This window comes from Lentzea sp. HUAS TT2, from assembly GCF_051853195.1.
In the GTDB taxonomy this organism is placed as follows: domain Bacteria; phylum Actinomycetota; class Actinomycetes; order Mycobacteriales; family Pseudonocardiaceae; genus Lentzea.
In genome coordinates this window covers 7961573-7980541 of sequence record NZ_CP196667.1, presented here as the reverse complement: position 1 = coordinate 7980541, position 18969 = coordinate 7961573, and the positions used below count along the sequence as shown (strand labels likewise).

The 18969-nt window shown below is 70.1% G+C and carries 20 protein-coding genes; 7 read left to right on the top strand and 13 right to left on the bottom strand.

All coding sequences use genetic code 11. The features are described 5' to 3' along the window. Positions 1-70 precede the first annotated feature (70 nt). Entirely contained in the window at positions 71-520 is a 450-nt protein-coding gene (locus tag ACSHWB_RS38085; protein WP_439658164.1) for a YybH family protein, read from the top strand. Here the strand turns inward: ACSHWB_RS38085 and ACSHWB_RS38080 are convergent. The 5 genes from ACSHWB_RS38080 to ACSHWB_RS38060 form a co-directional block, all read right to left on the bottom strand. Continuing rightward, complete coding sequence (locus tag ACSHWB_RS38080; RefSeq protein ID WP_439658163.1) at positions 511-891, bottom strand: hypothetical protein; 381 nt, start codon at positions 889-891, stop codon at positions 511-513. The two genes, ACSHWB_RS38085 and ACSHWB_RS38080, sit on opposite strands and share 10 nt — an antisense overlap. 107 nt (positions 892-998) lie before the next feature. Beyond that, the gene (locus tag ACSHWB_RS38075; RefSeq protein WP_439658162.1) at positions 999-2516 is read right to left on the bottom strand and encodes a M4 family metallopeptidase; all 1518 of its coding nucleotides are present in this window, start codon (positions 2514-2516) and stop codon (positions 999-1001) included. 365 nt (positions 2517-2881) lie between these two features. Beyond that, a complete protein-coding gene (locus ACSHWB_RS38070; RefSeq protein WP_439658161.1) occupies positions 2882-4000 on the bottom strand; it encodes a site-specific integrase in 1119 nt (372 codons plus the stop codon). Then, positions 3997-5043 (bottom strand): threonine aldolase family protein, encoded by a 1047-nt coding sequence (locus ACSHWB_RS38065; RefSeq protein WP_439658160.1) that lies wholly within the window; start codon positions 5041-5043, stop codon positions 3997-3999. The genes ACSHWB_RS38070 and ACSHWB_RS38065 overlap by 4 nt, the downstream gene beginning before the upstream one ends. A 52-nt stretch (positions 5044-5095) precedes the next feature. Then, on the bottom strand, positions 5096-5467 hold the full coding sequence (locus tag ACSHWB_RS38060; protein ID WP_439658159.1) for a DUF4180 domain-containing protein: 372 nt from the start codon (positions 5465-5467) through the stop codon (positions 5096-5098). Between the two features lie 213 nt (positions 5468-5680). Here ACSHWB_RS38060 and ACSHWB_RS38055 point away from each other — a divergent pair, with 213 nt between their 5' ends. Then, on the top strand, positions 5681-6391 hold the full coding sequence (locus ACSHWB_RS38055; RefSeq protein WP_439658158.1) for an alpha/beta hydrolase: 711 nt from the start codon (positions 5681-5683) through the stop codon (positions 6389-6391). 54 nt (positions 6392-6445) lie between these two features. Beyond that, the gene (gene add / locus ACSHWB_RS38050) at positions 6446-7474 is read left to right on the top strand and encodes an adenosine deaminase (protein ID WP_439658157.1); all 1029 of its coding nucleotides are present in this window, start codon (positions 6446-6448) and stop codon (positions 7472-7474) included. Here add and ACSHWB_RS38045 read toward each other — a convergent pair. The 3 genes from ACSHWB_RS38045 to ACSHWB_RS38035 form a co-directional block, all read right to left on the bottom strand. Next, complete coding sequence (locus tag ACSHWB_RS38045; protein WP_439658156.1) at positions 7390-7746, bottom strand: hypothetical protein; 357 nt, start codon at positions 7744-7746, stop codon at positions 7390-7392. The genes add and ACSHWB_RS38045 overlap by 85 nt on opposite strands. Continuing rightward, the gene (locus tag ACSHWB_RS38040; RefSeq protein ID WP_439658155.1) at positions 7746-8300 is read right to left on the bottom strand and encodes a DUF4240 domain-containing protein; all 555 of its coding nucleotides are present in this window, start codon (positions 8298-8300) and stop codon (positions 7746-7748) included. Before ACSHWB_RS38040 ends, ACSHWB_RS38045 begins: the two co-directional genes overlap by 1 nt. A gap of 337 nt (positions 8301-8637) precedes the next feature. Further along, on the bottom strand, positions 8638-8862 hold the full coding sequence (locus tag ACSHWB_RS38035) for a hypothetical protein (RefSeq protein WP_439658154.1): 225 nt from the start codon (positions 8860-8862) through the stop codon (positions 8638-8640). A gap of 75 nt (positions 8863-8937) precedes the next feature. Between ACSHWB_RS38035 and hrpA the strand changes: the two genes are divergently transcribed. Continuing rightward, complete coding sequence (hrpA, locus tag ACSHWB_RS38030; RefSeq protein WP_439658153.1) at positions 8938-12804, top strand: ATP-dependent RNA helicase HrpA; 3867 nt, start codon at positions 8938-8940, stop codon at positions 12802-12804. Positions 12805-12850: 46 nt separating this feature from the next. Beyond that, positions 12851-13360 carry a hypothetical protein gene (locus ACSHWB_RS38025; protein ID WP_439658152.1) on the top strand — a complete coding sequence of 170 codons (510 nt, stop codon included), beginning with the start codon at positions 12851-12853 and terminating at the stop codon, positions 13358-13360. On the opposite strand, the gene ACSHWB_RS38020 is transcribed toward ACSHWB_RS38025, so the two are convergent. Further along, positions 13334-13702, bottom strand: coding sequence for a winged helix-turn-helix transcriptional regulator (locus ACSHWB_RS38020; RefSeq protein WP_439658151.1), 369 nt, complete (start codon positions 13700-13702; stop codon positions 13334-13336). The two genes, ACSHWB_RS38025 and ACSHWB_RS38020, sit on opposite strands and share 27 nt — an antisense overlap. A gap of 39 nt (positions 13703-13741) precedes the next feature. On the opposite strand from ACSHWB_RS38020, the gene ACSHWB_RS38015 reads away from it, so the two are divergent. Further along, positions 13742-14083 carry a YybH family protein gene (locus ACSHWB_RS38015; protein ID WP_439658150.1) on the top strand — a complete coding sequence of 114 codons (342 nt, stop codon included), beginning with the start codon at positions 13742-13744 and terminating at the stop codon, positions 14081-14083. Here the strand turns inward: ACSHWB_RS38015 and ACSHWB_RS38010 are convergent. From ACSHWB_RS38010 to ACSHWB_RS38000, 3 genes are read right to left on the bottom strand one after another with little or no spacing between them, the layout of a single operon-like run. After that, on the bottom strand, positions 14080-14847 hold the full coding sequence (locus ACSHWB_RS38010; protein WP_439658149.1) for an ATP-binding cassette domain-containing protein: 768 nt from the start codon (positions 14845-14847) through the stop codon (positions 14080-14082). The genes ACSHWB_RS38015 and ACSHWB_RS38010 overlap by 4 nt on opposite strands. Further along, positions 14844-15845, bottom strand: a complete 1002-nt coding sequence (locus ACSHWB_RS38005; RefSeq protein ID WP_439658148.1) for an ABC transporter permease — start codon at positions 15843-15845, stop codon at positions 14844-14846. Before ACSHWB_RS38005 ends, ACSHWB_RS38010 begins: the two co-directional genes overlap by 4 nt. A 3-nt stretch (positions 15846-15848) precedes the next feature. Then, complete coding sequence (locus ACSHWB_RS38000) at positions 15849-16859, bottom strand: sugar ABC transporter substrate-binding protein (RefSeq protein ID WP_439658147.1); 1011 nt, start codon at positions 16857-16859, stop codon at positions 15849-15851. A gap of 136 nt (positions 16860-16995) precedes the next feature. Between ACSHWB_RS38000 and ACSHWB_RS37995 the strand changes: the two genes are divergently transcribed. Further along, on the top strand, positions 16996-18027 hold the full coding sequence (locus ACSHWB_RS37995; RefSeq protein WP_439658146.1) for a LacI family DNA-binding transcriptional regulator: 1032 nt from the start codon (positions 16996-16998) through the stop codon (positions 18025-18027). On the opposite strand, the gene ACSHWB_RS37990 is transcribed toward ACSHWB_RS37995, so the two are convergent. Further along, the gene (locus ACSHWB_RS37990) at positions 18020-18787 is read right to left on the bottom strand and encodes an alpha/beta hydrolase (RefSeq protein ID WP_439658145.1); all 768 of its coding nucleotides are present in this window, start codon (positions 18785-18787) and stop codon (positions 18020-18022) included. The two genes, ACSHWB_RS37995 and ACSHWB_RS37990, sit on opposite strands and share 8 nt — an antisense overlap. Positions 18788-18969 lie beyond the last annotated feature (182 nt).

Sequence of the window (18969 nt, the reverse complement as noted above, 5' to 3'; positions counted from 1 at the left end):
TCACCGCCATGTCGAGGCCGCGGGCCGTGTCTCGACACCGGAGTGTCACTTCGAGACGGAGGTTGTGGGAATGACTCAGACGCTGGTGCAGGACGAGACCGCGATCCGTGCGTTGTTCACCGAGCAGGAGGAGGGCATGCGGCTGCGTTCGCCGGAGCGGATCGTGGCGCGGTACGCCGACGACGCGGTGACGTGCACGCTGGCGCCGCCACTGCGCAACACCGGGCTGGACGCGCGTGACCCGGAGGCGTTGGCGGGGTGGATGGCGGGGTTCACCGGTCCTATCACGCGGGAGCACCGGGACCTGGAGATCGCGGTGTCCGGTGACGTGGCGTTCGCGCACGGGCTGGCTCGGCTGGCGGCGGTGCCGGTCGGGTATCCGGAGGGGTTCTCGATGTGGATGCGAGTGACCGTGGGGCTGCGGCGGCGTGAGGGGCGGTGGCTGGTGACGCACGAGCACGAGTCGGTGCCGTTCTACATGGACGGGTCGTTCCTGGCGGCGACCGATCTTCAGCCCTGATCGGTGGGGCGGCGGTCCGGCGGGTAGTCGTCGAGGACGACGAAGTCGCCGTCGCGCCGGAGGTCGAAACGGCCGTTGTCCCAGGTGACGAGAGTGATGACGTCGTTTTCGAGGTAGACCTCGAACCAGTCGTTGCCGACGCGTTCCAGGTCGTACGGGCCGTTGCAGGCGGAGCAGGCGCTGCCGATGCCGCCGGTCACCACCAGGCGGTGCCCCGGCTCGCCCTCCCGGAGGCCTTGCCAGGTGATGGAGTCGCCGATCTCGAACACCTCGCCCCGGCAGTCGCCGAACTTGAACTGGACGGAGTAGGTGTCCCGGTGGTGGCAGGCGGGGCATTCGTGGTCGCGAGTGAGCACGTCGCTGAAACCCATGGCGCTGAGGAAACCAGGCGTTGGGGGGTGTGCGCGACACAAATATGCCGAGGTCCGGACCGTGCAGGGGGTCGGTCCGGACCTCGGCGCTTCTTGCGGCGGCGGGTCTACTTGACGTTCACCGCGGCCCAGGCCCTGTTGACCGCCGCGTACTCGGGCGACGAGGCGCCGTAGAGGTCCGCGGTGGCCGCGAGGGTGCCCGTGCGGGCGGCGGCGTACTTGGTGCTGGAGGTGAACTTCGTGGTCAGGGCGCGGTACCAGATCTTCTCGGCCTTGTCGCGGCCGATGCCGGTGACGGGCTGGCCGTCGGTGGTGGGGGAGTCGTAGGTGACGCCGTTGATGGTCTTCTGGCCGCTGCCCTCCGACAGCAGGTAGAAGAAGTGGTTGGCGATGCCCGAGGAGTAGTGGACGTCGACGTTGCCGGCGGTGCTGGACCAGTAGTCGAGGCTCTTGCCGTCCTTGGAGGGCTTGTCCATGTAGCGCAGGGGCTTGCCGTCGCCGCGGATGTTGATCTTCTCGCCGATCAGGTAGTCGCCGGCGTCGGTGGTGTTGGCGGCGTAGAACTCCGTGGTGGAGCCGAAGATGTCGCTGGTGGCCTCGTTGAGGCCGCCGGACTCGCCGGAGTAGACCAGGCCCGCGGTGGCGGAGGTGACGCCGTGCGACATCTCGTGGGCGGCGACGTCGATGCTGGTCAGCGGGTTGCGGTTCTGGGCGCCGTCGCCGTAGGTCATGCAGAAGCAGGAGTCCGACCAGAAGGCGTTGCTGTAGTTGTTGCCGTAGTGGACCTTGCTCAGCGCGCCCTGGCCGTTGTTCTTGATGCCGCTGCGTCCGTGGATGTTCTTGTAGTAGTCCCAGGTCTTGGCGGCGCCGAACGCGGCGTCGACGCCCGCGGTGGCCTTGTCGGTGTAGGTGCCGTTGCCCCACTTGTTGTCGGCGTCGGTGAACAGGGTGCCGGTGCCCGAGCCGTTGTTGAGGTTGTTGACGGCCTGGTTGCCGCGGGCCGGGTCCTTGAGCTGGAACGTGGAGACGGACTGGGTGGTGTTGAGGCCGACGGTGCCGGTGTAGGTGGACTGGCCGGTGCCCTCGACGTGGTGGACGTCGTCGTAGGTCAGCAGCGTCGCGCCGGTGGTGGCGTCGGTGAAGGTGTGCAGTTCGCTGGGCGTCTGGTCGTCCTTGACGCTGTGCGTGACCGTCTCCCAGGCGAGCACGGGGGCGTGGTCGAGGGCGAAGACGACGAGGGTGCCGGCGGCGTTGGTGGTGGGCGCTGCGGTGCCGAGGCCGGCGAGGGAGGCCTCCGACGCCTTGGTCACGCCTGTGACCTGGCCGGACTTCTGGGTGACGACGAGGTCGCCGCCGATGACCTTCAGACCGTTGAGGGTGCGGTCGAAGCGGAGGTGGTGGGTGCCGTCGGCGTCGCGCACGACGTCGCGGGGGACGAGTCGTTCGCCGCCGGACAGGCCGAGGGCGGAGGAGATCGTCCCCGCCTGCTCGGCCGCGGCGTGCAGAGCTTCCTGTTGGGTGGGGGCCGTCGGCCGCGGTGCGGCGTTGGCTCCCAGCGTGCCCGTGGCGGCCAGGGCCGCTCCGGCCACCAGGGCGGTGGTGATGCCCAGGGTTTTGCGCTTCATGAACGCTCCTTGTTCCGGCGCAGGGAGTGATCGCCCCGGCGTTACAGGGGTGCCGGGTCGATCACCGTGGAACATGCCGGCCGTCGTCGATGACCGGGTGTGGTGATCGTATTGCTCTCAGTGCATGCGACCAGTCACTCCCAAAGTGCGAGATAACTTCATGAATTGGGCTGATGCGCTGGTCAGGACACCGGGTTTTGTCCGAATGGCGGGACAAAAGAGCAGCTCAAACGGCGTGGAAACACGACGGAAACTTCCCGGTACGACCGTGCCGACGGCCTAGTGCGCTGCTCTGTTCGGTGCAGCCCTACCGGCGGGGATCTTGTTTACAGTTAACTACGCACAGTGAGAGCTGGGTCACAGATTCACAGGCCCAGGCGGGTCACGGCGTTGTCCTCGAGCGGGTTCGCCGTGCGGATGTAGCGGTGCACAGTGCGCGGGTTCGTCCACCGGCCCTGCCGCATGATCTCCCGGTCGCTCGCCCCGCCCAGCGCCGCCTGCGTCGCGAACCCCGCCCGCAGCGAGTGCCCGCCGAACAACGCCGGATCCAGCCCCGCCCGCACCGCGTACCGCTTCACCAGCTCCGCCACCGCGCGCCCCGACATCGCCTTCGCGCTGATGCCGCCGTGCCGGTTGATGATCGGGAACACCGCGCCCTGGCCGCGGGTGGCCTGGTAGCCGTGGCAGCGGTGCAGGCCGGTCTCGGTGATCTCCTTGCCGTCGAGCACGTCGGCCCAGTCCGCGAACGCGCACACCGGGCACGTCGGGCGCCTGCTGCCGCGCGGCAGCACCACCGACTGCTGGTGCTTGCCCGTCTGGTCGGTCTTCGTCGTCCCCAGCCGGATCAGCAGCAACGGCTCGTGCGTGCGCGGGTCCACGTCCACCGTGACGTCCTCGAACTCGATGGCCGCCAGCTCGCTGCGCCTGAGCGCACCGGCGAACCCCACGAGCAGCAGCACCGCGTCCCTCGCGCGCGCCGGCCCGTCCGGCGGTCGTTCGGCCAGCAGTGCTTCGAGGGTGTCGAGCAGCACCGGGCGTTTGCGGCGGGGCTGCGACTTGCGGGTGCGCCGGATACCGCGCAGCGTCAGCCGCACCACATCGCTGCGGGTCGGGCTCGGCAGCCCGTTCGCCGCGTGCACCGCCGAGATCGCCGCCGACTTGCGTTCCAGCGTCGACGCGCCGAACGCCGGTGACCCGTCGGGCTTCACCGTGTCCGCCGCGACCGCCAGGTACACCGCCACGTCCAGCGGGTCCGCGGGCAACGCCTGCCGGCCCTCCGCCTGGCACCACCCCGCCCACGCGATCCAGTCCGACCGGTACGCGCGCACCGTGTTCGCCGCCTGGGCGCTGCGCAGATAGCCGCTCAGGGAGGCCGCCTGCTCGTCGTCGAACCTCTCGCGCACCCTCGCGAGCGCGTCGACGTCGATCAGCACCGAGTGCGAGACCCTGACCAGCGCGTGCTGGACGGGTTCGGGCAGGCTCACACCCGCGATGGTAGTCCTCTGATCAACTCCACCACCTCGCGCGGCGTGAACTCCAGCCCGCTGATCCCCACGCTCACCTCGAAGGAGCACCGGCTCGGGTCCGGATTGGACCGCGCGTAGAGGAACAGCTTGATCCTCGTCTCCTCCGCCAGGTGCTCCGCCGCTCGTTGCGCGTCATGGCGTGACATCGGCAGATGGACGTGGAACAGGGGAGTGGCGGGCACGTGCGGTGCCGTGTGCGCGAAGCCGTCCTCGTTGATCGCCCTCGCGAGCGCCTGGGCGTGGTCGCGGAACTCCGCCATCCGCGGCAGGTTCTCGTCCATGCCCATCAACGCGATCGACGCCAGCGGCCACGCGTCCACGATCGCCCCGCCCATCCGGCGCCGCCACACCGCCGCGTGCCCGATCGTCTCCTCGTCACCCGCGAGCACCGCGCCCCGCACGCCTTCGAGTCCTTTGTAGAGCGACACGTACACCGTGTCGAACACCGCGGCGATCTCCGCGAACGTGGCGTCGTAGCCGGTCTGCGCCTCCCACAGCCGCGCGCCGTCGCAGTGCGCGGCCGCGCCGCTCTGCCTGACCCACTTCGCCTGCCTGGCCAGATCCCCGAACTCGGGCAGCATGCCGCCGATGTCGCGTTGCGGCAGCTCGAACACCACGGCGGCGAGCGGCTCGTGCACCGCGGCCAGGTCGTCCAGGCCGAACAGCTCGTTGCGGTCGCCCACCGGGTGGAACCGCAGACCGTGCAACGCGTTGTAGCCCTGGTTCTCCCACACCTGCAGATGTGTCTGCGGATGCCCCGCGAACGAGCGGCGGCCCGTCCGATCGGCGTGCACCCGCAACGCCACCTGCTGCGCCATCGTCCCCGACGGGAAGAACAACGCCTTGGGCTTGCCCAGTAGCCCCGCGACCCGCTCCTCCAGCTCCCGCACCGGATCCTCCGGCCGGGTTCGTGGCGTGACCTGCTCGGCGAGACGACGCAGGACCTCGTGCGGCGACCTGCGCGGACCACTGTGCGACGACAGAGAACGACGGATGTCCATGCCCGCGACCCTACCTATTGCAATCTGGTTGCAATAGAGCCGTTTGTCGTGGTCAGGCCACCGCGCTCAGACGTGCGTCCAGCTCCGCCTCATCCGCGACGAACCACAGCTGCCGGCCCCGGTTCGACTCGTGGACGAAGTCGCGCAACGCCGTGCTCGCCGCCACCTGCTCGGTGACGTCCCCGACCACCACGAGCCGGAACCCGTACTGCTGGAACTTCTGCACCACCGCACCCGCCACCCGCGTGCGCAGCACCAGGAAGTCCTCGGACAACCGCTGCAGCGGCAGCACCAGCCACTGCACGTCCTGACCCCACAACGTGCCCATCAAGTCCACAGCGGACTGCTCGTCGACGATCCGCGGACCGTCCGGGGCGCACATCAGCACCGTCGCGCCATGGCGCGTCTGCACAACATCAGGCATGGCACCGGAACCTAATGGCCACGCACAACCGATGTCGCGCCGAATACCCGCGCGCCCGGCCGACACCGCTTGCTAGGGTCGCCGCACGCGATCGGTCAGAGGAGGTGAGTCCCATCAACGCGGTCACCCCAGATGGGCGCTCCCTCCCGTCCCCGGCCTGACGCCCCGCGCGTCGCCACGGGAGCGCTCCAGGCAGCCCCCGAAAGGCGATCGATGATGCACTTCACCTCCACGGCCAGCCACGCCCACGGCGTCACCCGGCGTGACTTCGTCCACGACGGCGTGCCCGGAGCGTTCTGGACCCCCGAGGGCGAGCCCACCGGCCTCGTCCTCGGCGCCCCCGGCGGCGGCCAGCACACCCACGCTCCCGGCGTCATCGCCCGCGCGCACCGCTGTGCCGCCGCCGGACTCGCCGTCGTCACGCTCGACGCCCCCGGCCACGGCGACCGGCCCCGCACCGCCGTCGACGAGCGGTACATCACCGGGATCCGCACCCGCACGGCCGCCGGACAGGACGCCTGGGAGCTCATCGCCGAGTACAACGCCCTGCTGGCCTCCCAGGCGATCCCGGAATGGCGCTCCGTCCTCGACGCCCTGCCGTTCTCCGGTTCTCGCATCGGGTTCTGGGGCACGTCGATGGGCAGCGCCATCGGCATCCCGCTCGTCGCCGCCGAACCCCGCGTCCGCGCCGCCGTGTTCGGGCTCGTCGGCGCCACCGAAGGCCTCGTGCTCGCCGCCGCGCGGATCACCGTGCCCGTGCGGTTCCTGCTGCAGTGGGACGACCAGCTCGTCGCCCGCGACGCCGGCCTCGCGCTGTTCGACGCCTTCACCACACCGCACAAGTCGTTGCACGCCAACCCCGGCGGGCACGGCGACGTCCCCGACCACGAGAGCGACAGCGCCGTGGCGTTCCTCGCGCGGTAGCCCGCCGAAAAATGCCGGGCGCCCGCTGACGGGCCTTGGGTAGCGTCGCCGATCATGCGTGACCTCGCGACGTTGCCCAAGGCCCACCTGCACGTGCACCTCGAAAGCACCGTGCGCGAGGACACCCTCGCCGAGCTCGCCGACGTGCACGGCGTCGACGTCCCCGCCGTGCAGGCCGGGGCGTTCGACGGCTTCGCACAGTTCGCCGCGCACAACGGCGCGGTACGGGACTGCCTGCGGCGAGCCGAGGACTTCCACCGGATCGCGTACGAGTTCTGCGCCGAGGAAGCAGCGCAGGGGACCCGGTACGCCGAGGTCACGTTCACCGCGGCAGCGCACGGGGAACGGCTCGGTGATCCGGACATGCCGCTCGAGGCGGTGTTGTCCGGGCTCGCCGCAGGACAGGCCGCCCACGGCATCGAGTGCCGTGTGATCGTGGACCACCCCAGAAAGCGATCGGTCGCGCGGTTCGAGGAGTCACTGCGACTCGCGACAGCACACCCGCAGGTCGTGGCCATCGGCACGGCCGGAGCGGAGAACCACCCGCTCACCCCCTTCGCCGCCGTGTTCCGCGCCGCACGGGAGGCCGGGATCGGGCTCGTGCACCACGCCGGCGAGTCCTGCGGGGCGGCCAGCGTCGCCGAGGCCCTCACCGTCGGGCTCGCCGACCGGATCGGACACGGGTTCCGCGCACTCGAGGACCCGGAGGTCGTCGCCATGCTGCGCGACCGCGGCACCCCGCTCGAAGCCTGCCCGTCCTCGAACGTCGCACTGGGACTGGTCGAATCACTCTCCTCTCATCCGCTGCCACTGCTCATCGACGCCGGCCTGACCGTCACCCTCAGCACCGACGTCCCCGCCTCCACCGGCACCACGCTCACCGGCGAGTACCAGCTGCTGCGCGAACACCTCGGCTTCGACGACGACGCCCTCGCGCGCCTCGCCACCAACGCCGTCGACGCCTCCTACGCACCCGCCGCCACGAAGACCGCGCTGCGTCAGGACATCGCGACCTGGCGGGCAGGCTCGAAACACACCAGCCCGTGCCGCGACGCCAGCAACGCCACCAGTTCCAGCACCTGACGCTGACCCGGCCACACCACGTGCACGATCACCGCGTCCACCCCCACCGTCAGCGCCTCCTCCCACGACACCGCCGACGACGGATCCGGCGACGTCAGCCGTAACTCCCGCACGAACGCCGCCACCGCGGGCTCGAACGCGCCCAGCGGCGAGGACCGCAGCTCCGCATACCGGGCCGCCGCCTCCGCGAACGAACCCGGACCAGGAGCCCGCCACACCACCACGTCGACCGGCACCTCTGCCGGCACCTCGGCACCGCCCGGCACGTCCATCACGCCACCTTCCCGAACAACGCACCCAACCGCGGAACCCGCGCGGAGATCTCCGCCGGATCAGCGAAGTCCCACCTCTCACCCACCGGCTCCGGAGACACCAGCACCCCGTGCACCGCGGGCTCCGACTCCAGATCACCGTCGAACGCCTCGGCCGCCACGTAGTCGAGACCCTCCCAGTCAGGCCAGTCCTCATCGGCCCACGCGTGCACGCCGCCCCGCGACGCCAGCAACCGCACGTGCGGCAGATCGGCCAGCGCGTCCGGCGACGAGGCCACCGCCTCGAACACCTCGCGGCCCTGACCCACCAGCCACGCCTGGAAGTAGAAGAACCCGTCGTCCGAACACAGCCCGCCGCAGATCAGGTCCGCCGCCTGCCAGTGCGCCCACGTGTCCACCCGGCGGCGTTGCTCGTCGAGCCGCAACGCGAACCCCACCACCTCCGCGGGAGGCAGCGCGGCCAGCGCGGCCGTCAGCCGCTCCAGCCGATCGTCCTGGTCGGTCGCCTCCACGCCGGAGGACTCCACCAGGCCCCAGAACGAGTTCAGGTCCATGCCCGGAACGCTAGCGAGGGGGTCTGACAATTTTTGACGCCCCGGGATCGGCGCAGGTCAGGGCTCGGTCAGAGGGCGATGGGTGCGGGTTCTGCCGGGTTGTGCGCGGTGATGGCGACCGGAGTCGGGCTTGGGATGGGCCCGCACGCCTCGCTCCGCGGGACAGCGACAAGGCCGGGATGCCATGGAGGAAGTGGCGGGGAATCCCGCAGCGCGACCCGGCGACCGCGCGGTGAGGGCGGTGAGGAAGGTGGGCCGCCGGGGAGAGAAGAGGGATTGCCAGGGCGTGAGGAAGAGAACGTCGGGGCGGCCAGGCGGGCGCTTTCCCGAACAACGCCTACAGGTGCGGAGTGCGGCGCGCCATGTCCGCCGGAGGAACGTGTCCAGATCGCCGGTGCGCCGTCGACGCCGCCGAGCGTGGCAAGGACGAGTCCGCGAAGTCGGCGATCTCACCCGCGGGCGACAACGCGAGCCGCCCGGACAGCCACTCGCCACGTCTGTCCAGGTCAGGCGCCACGACAAGGGCGTGATCGAGCAGCTTCCAGAAGCCCCCGGAGTCCATGGCGGCACGCCCGCGGCGGGGTCCGACAGTTATTGACGCGAGCGAATCGGAGCTCCCCACTATCCTGGAACCCAAATGGACACCCCGCACGCTGAACTGCACAAACGCCTGCCCGAGCTCATGCCGCGTGATCAACGCCGGCTCGCCAGGCGCCTCGACGGCGCACGCCGGGTCAAGGACCCGCTCGCGCGCAAGAAGATCACCGAGGAGATCGCCGCCCAGATCGACGAGGCCGCGCTCAAGGTCGCGCTGCGCAGGGAGTCCGTTCCCCAGATCAGCTATCCGGCCGAGCTGCCGGTCAGCCAGCACAAGGACGAGATCAAAGAGCTGATCGCGCACCACCAAGTCGTGATCGTCGCGGGCGAGACCGGGTCCGGCAAGACCACGCAGCTGCCCAAGATCTGCCTGGAGCTGGGGCGCGGCATCACCGGTCAGATCGGGCACACCCAGCCCCGGCGCATCGCCGCGCGCACCGTCGCCGAACGGGTGGCGGAGGAGCTGGGCACCAAGCTCGGGGACACGATCGGCTACAAGGTCCGGTTCACCGACCAGTCCGGCGACGAGACGCTGGTCAAGCTCATGACCGACGGCATCCTGCTCGCCGAGATCCAGACCGACCGCGAGCTCTCGCGCTACGACACGATCATCATCGACGAGGCCCACGAACGCAGCCTCAACGTCGACTTCCTGCTCGGCTACCTCAAGCAGCTGCTGCCGCGCCGTCCCGACCTCAAGGTCGTGATCACCTCGGCGACGATCGACCCGCAGCGCTTCAGCCAGCACTTCGGCAACGCCCCGGTCATCGAGGTCTCCGGCCGCACCTACCCGGTCGAGACCCGCTACCGGCCGCTGGAGGAGGACGACGACCAGACCCAGGGCATCATCAGCGCCGTCCGCGAACTGCAGGCAGAAGGCCCCGGCGACGTCCTGGTGTTCCTGTCCGGCGAACGCGAGATCCGCGACACCGCCGACGCCCTCAAACAGGAAGACCTCCGCAACACCGAGATCCTGCCGCTGTACGCGCGGTTGTCCGTGGGTGAGCAGCACCGGGTCTTCCAGCGGCACACCGGCCGGCGCATCGTGCTCGCCACCAACGTCGCCGAGACCAGCCTCACCGTGCCCGGCATCAAGTACGTCGTCGATCCCGGCACCGCGCGCATCTCCCGCTACAGCCACCGCCTCAAGGTCCAGCGCCTGCCGATCGAGGCCATCAGCCAGGCGTCGGCCAACCAGCGCAAGGGCCGCTGCGGCCGTGTCAGCGAGGGCATCTGCATCCGCCTGTACTCCGAGGAGGACTTCGAGGCCCGCCCCGAGTTCACCGACGCGGAGATCCTGCGCACCAACCTCGCCAGCGTCATCCTGCAGATGACCAACATCGGCCTCGGTGACGTCGCCCGGTTCCCGTTCATCGACCCGCCGGACTCCCGCAACATCAACGACGGCATCGGCCTGCTCCAAGAGCTCGGCGCGATCAACGCCGCCGAGAAGAAGCTCACCCCGACCGGCCGCAAGCTCGCCGCGCTGCCCGTCGACCCGCGCCTGGGCCGCATGGTGCTCGAGGCCGACACCACCGGCTGCCTCAAAGAGGTCATGATCATCGCCGCGGCACTGTCCATCCAGGACCCCCGCGAACGCCCCGCCGACCAGCAGGAGGCGGCGACCCAGCAGCACGCGAGGTTCGTCGACAAGGAGTCCGACTTCACGACGTTCCTCAACCTGTGGGAGTACCTCAAGGAGCAGCAGAAGGAGCTGAGCGGCAACCAGTTCCGCAAGCGCTGCAAGGCCGAGTTCCTCAACTACCTGCGCGTGCGCGAGTGGCAGGACATCTACCTGCAGCTGCGCCAGGTCGCCAAGCAGATCGGCATGCACGTCAACGACCAGCCCGGCGACCCGCGCAACATCCACATCGCCCTGCTGTCCGGGCTGCTCAGCCACATCGGCGTCAAGGACATCGTCAAGAAGCAGGCCCCCAACGAGAAACGGCGCCCGCTCACGGAGTTCCTCGGCGCCCGCAACGCCAAGTTCGCGATCTTCCCCGGCTCCGCGCTGGCCAAGAAACCACCGCAGTGGGTGATGGCCGCCGAACTCGTCGAGACCAGCCGCCTGTGGGGCCGCATCGTCGCCAAGATCGAACCCGAGTGGGCCGAACGCCTCGGCGAGCACGTCGTCAAACGCCAGTACTCCGAACCGCACTGGGAGACCAAACGCGGATCCGTCGTCGCGCTGGAGAAGGTCACGCTCTACGGCGTGCCGATCGTCGTCGGCCGCAAGGTCAGCTACGGCCGCATCGACCCCGAACTCTCCCGTGAGCTGTTCATCCGCCACGCGCTCGTGCAGGGGGAGTGGACCACCCACCACCGGTTCTTCCACACCAACCGCGCGCTGCTCGACGAGGTCGGCGAGCTGGAGAACCGGGCCCGGCGCCGCGACATCGTCGTGGACGAGGAGACCCTCTACGAGTTCTACGACAAGCGCGTCGCCGCCGAGGTCGTCTCGGCGCGGCACTTCGACACGTGGTGGAAGAAGCAGAAGGACAAGAACCAGCTCACCTTCACCAAGGAGATGCTGGTCAACGAACGGGCCGACGTCACCCCCGACGCCTATCCCGACCAGTGGCGCCAGGGCGAGCTCAGCCTGCCGCTGAGCTACCACTTCGAACCCGGCACGAAGAACGACGGCGTCACCGTCCAGCTCCCGCTGCCCGCGCTCACCACGCTGGACGACGACGCGTTCTCCTGGCAGATCCCCGGCCTGCGCCACGACCTCGTCGTCGCGCTCATCCGCTCGCTGCCCAAGCAGATCCGCCGCAACTTCGTGCCCGTCCCCGACGTCGCCACGGCCGTGCTCGCGCGCATCAAGCCCGAGGAGACGAGCCTGCTCTATGGCGTGGAACGGGAGCTCAGGGCGCTCACCGGCGTGACGGTGCAGCGCGAGGACTGGCAGTTCGACGCCGTCCCGGACCACCTCAAGCTGACGTTCCAGGTCGTCGACGAGCACAACCGCACCCTCGCCGAGGGCAAGGACATCGCGGCGCTGAAGGAGAAGCTGCGCGACGAGGTCCGCGAGTCGCTCAGCCAGGCCGCCGGGCACCTCGAACGCACCGGGCTGACGACGTGGGACTTCGACGCCCTGCCCAAGACGATCGAGCAACGGCAGTCCGGCATCACCGTCACCGCCTACCCGTCGCTGCTCGACCAGGGCGAGACCGCCGCGATCAAGGTCCTCGACACACCCGGCCGGCAGGCCTACGCGCACCGCCGCGGCGTGCGCAGGCTCCTGCTGCTGGGCATCAACTCACCCGTCAAGCACCTGCAGCGCCACCTCGACAACGCCGCCAAGCTCGCCCTGACCCGCAACCCGCACGGCAGCGTCGCCGCGTTGCTGTCGGACTGCATCATGGCCGCCGTCGACCGGCTCATGGGCGAGCCAGCCTGGAACGCCAAGTCCTACGCGGCGCAGCTGAAGAAGGTCCAGGCCGCGCTCAACGACACCACGTGGGTCGTCGTGCAGGAGGTCCGCAAGGTCCTCGAGGCCGCCCACGACGCCGAGCTCAAGCTCAGCGGCCTCAAGGGTGCCCCGGACTCGGCCAACGACATCCGCGCACACCTCAACTCGCTGGTGTACAAGGGTTTCGTCACCCGCACCGGCTACGACCGGCTGCCCGACCTCGTCCGGTACCTCAAGGGCATCGCGCGGCGCATCGAGAAACTGCCCGAGAACCCGCGCCGCGACCTCGACTGGACCGCCAAGATCCACGAGGTCCACGCCGAGTACCGCGAACTGCGCGCGCAGACGCCGGCCGACGAACCCGCTCCCGAGCTCGACGAGATCCGCTGGATGATCGAGGAACTGCGCCTGTCCTACTTCGCCCAGACCATCCCGACCCGCTACACCGTGAGCGACAAGCGGATCTACAAAGCACTCGACGCCGTGCCGTTGTGAGCCGCTACCGTGGAACATGCACTTTCCTGGGGATTCCACGTGGCAGGTGTCCAGCGGCTCCGGCGACACCTTCGTCCTCTACGTCCGTGACGCATTGGGCGTCAGCACCCCGACCGCCGACGCGATCCCACGCCTGACCCCGCCGGTACCGCGCGACCACGACGCGTACGTGCCGGAGACCTTCGGGTCGGCGTGGGACCGGTGGTGGACCGAGGCGCTCGCCACCGGTGGCGGAGGCCGGCCACCCGTCGGCGTGCCCGAACACATGCGTGCCGCCCACACCCTGTGGCGGCCCGACCCGACCTCACCCGAGCGGACCCGGCTGCGCGACGCCGCCCGCCAGGACGGCTACCTCATGCTCAAGGAGATCGTCGACCAGCTCACCGTCGAGCTCGGCCACCAGCCCGTCTTCACCCTCCGCATGATCGAGATCCCCGTCGAGGGCCAGTTCTGGAAGCGCGTCGACAAGCACACGGTGCTCGTGTCCGAGGAGCTCAAGATCTCCCGCAACCTCATCGCGCCACTGGAGTCAGTGCTGCGCGAGCTCGCCCATTAGCGCCTCGCCCGTGCGGTACAGCTGCACCAGCAACGGCCGCAGCACCAGCCCGGCCGGCGTCAGCTCGTAGGACGTCCGGACCGGGAAACCGGGGGAGCGCGAGCAGGACACCAGCCCCTGCGCCACGAGCGAGTCCAGCCGCTCGGTCAGCACCTTCGCGCTGAGCTGCGGCAACCCTGCACGCAACGCCGAGAACGACCGCGGCCCGTGCATCAGGTCCCGCAGCACCAGCGTCGCCCACCGGCCGCTGATCGCCGCCAGCGCGACCTCCACCGGGCACTCCGCGCTCGGCCGCGTCGTGCGCCCGGCCTCCGATGGCACCAGCTCGTCGTCCCAGGTCACCGTTTGGTGACCCACGCCGGAGCCCGCGACGCTCCCACCATGACCATCCACCCCGCCAGTGTCGCCCACGACTTCGCCGCCGCGTTCAACTCCCGCGACGCGGACGCCGTCGACGCCGTCTACGAACCCGGCGGCCTGTTCGTCCCCGAACCCGGCCAGACCGTCACCGCCGCCGCCCGGCGCGCCGCCAACCAGCGGTTCCTCGGACTCGGCCTGCCCATCGACGTGCGGCCCCGGCACGTCTACGCCCACGACGGCATCGCGCTGCTCATCGTCGACTGGAGCATCGGCGAGGTGACCGGCACCGCCACCGACGTCGCTCGCCGAGGCGAGGACGGCCGGTGGCGGTACGTGATCGACAACCCCTTCGGCACCGCCTAGGCCTCAGGCGGTTCCATCGCGCCGGTCATGATCGCCACCGCGTCCGACATCGACACCGACTTCGGGTCCACCACCGCCTTGCGCCTGCCCAGGCGCTGGATGTGGATCCGGTCGGCCACCTCGAACACGTGCGGCATGTTGTGACTGATCAGGATCACCGGCAGACCCCGGTCCCGGACCTGCAGGATCAGGTCCAGCACCGCACGCGACTCCCGCACACCCAGCGCCGCCGTCGGCTCGTCCATGATCACGACCCGGCTGCCGAACGCTGCCGCCCGCGCCACCGCCACGGCCTGCCGCTGCCCGCCCGACAGCGTCTCCACCGCCTGGCCGGGGTTCTGGATCGTCATGATCCCCAGCGCGTCGAGCTGACGGCGCGCCTCCTCCCGCATGCCCGCGCGGTCGAGCATCCGGAACACCGACCCCAGCACGCCCTTGCGGCGCAGCTCCCGGCCCAGGAACAGGTTCGCCGCGATGTCGAGCGACGGCGACACCGCCAGCGACTGGTGCACCGTCTCGATGCCGGCGTTGCGGGCGTCCAGCGGCGTGGAGAACGACACGGGGGAGCCGTCGAGCAGCACCTCGCCCTCGTCCGGTACCACCGCGCCGGACAGGGCCTTGATCAGCGACGACTTGCCCGCGCCGTTGTCGCCGATCACCGCGAGGATCTCGCCCGGCAGCAGCTCCAGGTCCGAGCCCGCCAGCGCCGTCACCCTGCCGTACCGCTTGACCAGGCCCGTGGCCTGCAGGATCGGGGTGGTCATGCCTTCACCTTCCTGATCCACTGGTCCAGCGACACCGCCACGATGATCAGCACACCGACCGCCATCGTCTGCCACAGCACGTCCACCCCGGCCAAAGCCAGGCCGTTGCGGAACACGCCGACGATCAACGCGCCGATCAGCGACCCCACCACCGCGCCGCGGCCACCGAACAGCGACGTCCCGCCGATCACCACCGCCGTGATCGAGTCCAGGTTGTCGGTCTGCCCCGCCTGCGGTGAGGCCGAGGCGATCCGGCCGATCAACGTCCACGCCGCCACCGCGTAGATCAGCCCCGCCGTCGCGTACACGCTCAACAGCACCCGCGCCGTCCGGATCCCCGACAGGCGCGAGGCCTCCAGGTCGTCACCGGTCGAGTAGACGTGCCTGCCCCACGCCGTGTTCTTCAAGACGAACGCCATCGCCGCCACCAGCAGCACCAGCATGATCGAGCCGTAGGTGATGCGCGTGCCGCCCACGGTGAACGTCTGCCCGGTGAACAGCAGCAACGACGGCATGTCCGAACCGCGGATCGTGGCACTGCCCGAGTACCAGAGGTTCAGCGCGAAGAACACGTTCAACGTGCCCAGCGTGACGATGAACGGCGGCAGCTTCAGCCGCGTCACCAGCATCCCGTTGAGCAACCCGCACACCGTGCCGACCAGGAACCCCAGCAGCAACGCCGGCAGCCCCGGCAGGCCCGTCTCCGAGGCCACCTTCGCCATCACGATCGACGTCAGCACCATGATCGCCCCGCACGACAGGTCGATGCCGGCAGTGAGGATCACGATCGTCTGCCCCACCGCGAGCGTGCCCACCACCGCGACCTGCTGCAGGATCAGCGAGATGTTGCCCGGAGTCAGGAACCGGTCCGACAACAACGCGAACACGATCACCGACACCAGCAGCACCACCGCCGGCCCGATCGTCGCCTGCGCGTGCAACACGTGCTGCACGCGCGTCAGCAGCGACCGGTCCCGCTGCTCCACCACCGCCGTCATGGCTCAGCCCCAGCAGTTCTGCAGGCCGAACGCCGAGTCCTTCGACTCGACGCCCTCGGCGGGCTGGTCGGTGATCAACGTGACCCCGGTGTCGGTGTTCTGCGGCTTCGAGCCGTCCTTCGCGAACTTCGACACCGCCTCCACACCCAGCTGCGCCATCTTCAGCGGGTACTGCTGCGAGGTCGCGCCGATCACGCCCGCCTTGACGTTGTCCACCCCGGGACACCCGCCGTCGACCGAGACGATCACGACGTCCTTCTCCTTGCCCGCCGCCTTCAACGCCTCGTACGCACCGGCCGCCGCGGGCTCGTTGATCGTGTAGACCAGGTTGATCCCGGGGTCCTTCTGCAGCAGGTTCTCCATCGCCGTGCGGCCGCCCTCCGGGGCGCCGTCGGTCACGTCGTGGCCCACGATCCGCGGGTCGGACTCGTCCCCGATGCGGGCCTTGTCCTTCACGTCGACGCCGAAGCCCTCCAGGAACCCCTGGTCGCGCTGCACGTCCACCGACACCTGGTTCGGGTTGAGGTCCAGCAACGCGATCTTGGCCTGCTTGCCCTCCTTCGCGAACTTCGCCTTCGCCCACTGCCCGATCAGCAGACCGGCCTTGTAGTTGTCGGTCGCGAACGTCGCGTCGGCGGCGTTGGCCGGCTCCAGCTGCGTGTCCAGCGCGATCACCAGCAGACCCGCCGCGCGCGCCTTGTCCACCGACGGCACGATCGCCTTCGAGTCGCTCGGCGTGATCAGGATGCCTTTCGCGCCCGACGCGATCAGGTTCTCGATCGCGTCGACCTGCGACTGGTTGTCGCCGTCCTGCTTGCCCGCGAACGACTGCACCGTCGCCCCCGCCGACGAGGCCGCCTGCTGCGCGCCCTCCTTCATCTTCACGAAGAACGGGTTCGTGTCCGTCTTCGTCACCAGGCCGACCAGCGTCGTGCCGCTGGAGGACCCACCACCCCCGCACGCGGTGAGCAAGGTGAGCAACGCCGCCGCGGTGACTCCGACACTTCTACGCATGGCAACTCCTACGTCAACGTTGACGTAACCGCCCGTCCGAAGTCTCGCGGATGATGAACGGGAGAGCGGCTACGCGAGCTGTGCAAACGGGTATACCGTTGCGTCATCGTTGACGCAAGAGTCGTAGGACGTGCACATGGACAGAGCACCCGCCAGACGCGAACCCACGATGCGCGACGTCGCCGCGCTGGCCGGGGTCAGCACCAAGACCGTCTCGCGCGTCATCAACGGCCTGCCCGGCGCCGGCACCGAGGTCGTCGACCGCGTCCGCGCCGCCGCCCGCACCCTGGGCTACCGGCCCAACCTCACCGCCAGCAGCCTGCGCCGCTCCGACCGCCGCAGCGCCACCATCGGCGTGCTGTTCGAGGACCTCTCCAACCCCTTCGACGCCGCCCTGCTGCGCGCCGTGGAGGACCACGCCCGGCGCAGCGGCGTCCTCGTGCTCGCCGGCAGCAGCGAGGACGACCACACCCTGCAACGCGAACTGCTGCTGTCGCTGTCCGCGCGCCGCGTCGACGGCGTCGTCGTCATGGCCGCCGGCGGCCACCAGGACGCCCTGCAGCAGGAACGCGACCGCGGCACGCCGATGGTGCTCGTCGACCGGCCGCCCACCTTCGGCGGCACCGACTGCGTCACCACCACCAACCGCGACAGCTCCCGCGAGGCCGTCCTGCACCTGGCCGCACTGGGGCACCGCGACATCGCGTTCCTCGGCGACCGGCGCACCCTGTGGACCAGCCAGGAGCGCTACACCGGCTACCTCGAAGGCCTCGCCCAGGCCGGACTCACCCTGCGCGAGACGCTCGTGCGCACCGACCTGCACGGCGCCGACCTCGCCGAGACCGCCACCGCGGAGCTGTTCGACCTCGACCGGCCGCCCACGGCGCTGTTCGCCGCCCAGAACCTCGTCACCGTCGGCGCCATGCGCGTGCTGCGCGCCCGCGACCTGCACCGCGACGTCGCCGTCATCGGGTTCGACGACTTCCCGCTCGCCGACATGCTCGAACCCGGCATCACCGTCGTGCGCCAGGACGTGCCCGGCATCGGCCGCAGGGCCGCCGAGCTCATCCTCGCCCGCGTCGACGGCGACACCTCACCGCCCGTGCACGCCGTCGTCCCCGCCGCCCTCGTGCACCGCGGCTCCGGCGAGATCGCGCCGGTCAGCTGACCGACAGCACCGCGTCGATCACCTGCGGCCCCGACACCAGCACCTCGTCGTTGTGGTCCGCGCCCGCGACCTCGACGAGCTTCGCGCGCGCCGCCGTGGCCACCTCACGGCTCTGCGCGGGCGGCACCACCGAGTCCTTCGTCCCCAGCAGCACCACGGTCGGGACGTCCACAGCGGACACCCGTTCGAGCACCGGGTACTTGTCCTGCAACAACATCTTCACCGGCAGCCACGGGTAGTGGTGCGACCCGGCCGCCGCCAGCGACGTGAACGGCGAGCGCAGCACCATGCCCTTGGGCGCGCGATAGGTCGCGAGCTCCGCGGCCACCGCCGCGCCCAGCGACTCGCCGAAGTACACGACCGGCCCGTCGATCAGGTCCAGCGCCGCCCGCGCGTCGAACGTCAGGCCCTCCTCCGACGGCTTGCCCGGGTTGTCGCCGTAGCCGCGGTAGTCGAACAGCAGCACCGACAGGCCGCGCGCGGTCAGCTCCCGCGCCAGCGACACCCGCCCCGCCCGGTTGCCGCCGTTGCCCGGGAACACGATCACCGTCGCGGGCGCGTCCGGGAGCTCGAAGTGCCAGCCGTCGAGCAGCAAGCCGTCCGCCGTCACCAGCCGGACGTCGCGCCCGCCGGGCAGCACCTCGTCCGCGCTCGGCAGCGGACCGGGGGAGGGGAAGTACACGAGCTTGCGCTGGAAGGTGAAGACCACGGCGACGATGGTGACAACCACCGCCACCGCGATCAACACCGCCCTCCTCATATCCCCATGATGAGGGCCTCAGCAGCGCTTGTCGGTGACGCCGCAAATCCGCTGCCGAAGTCGTGCCTCCTGTCCTTGCCGGACCGCACGCGGGGCGCTTTCGTACCGCATGTCGGTACGAAAGCGCCCCGCGTGCGGCACAAGGGCGGGCAAGGAGAGCCGGTGGCCCTCGTCGGCGGGCA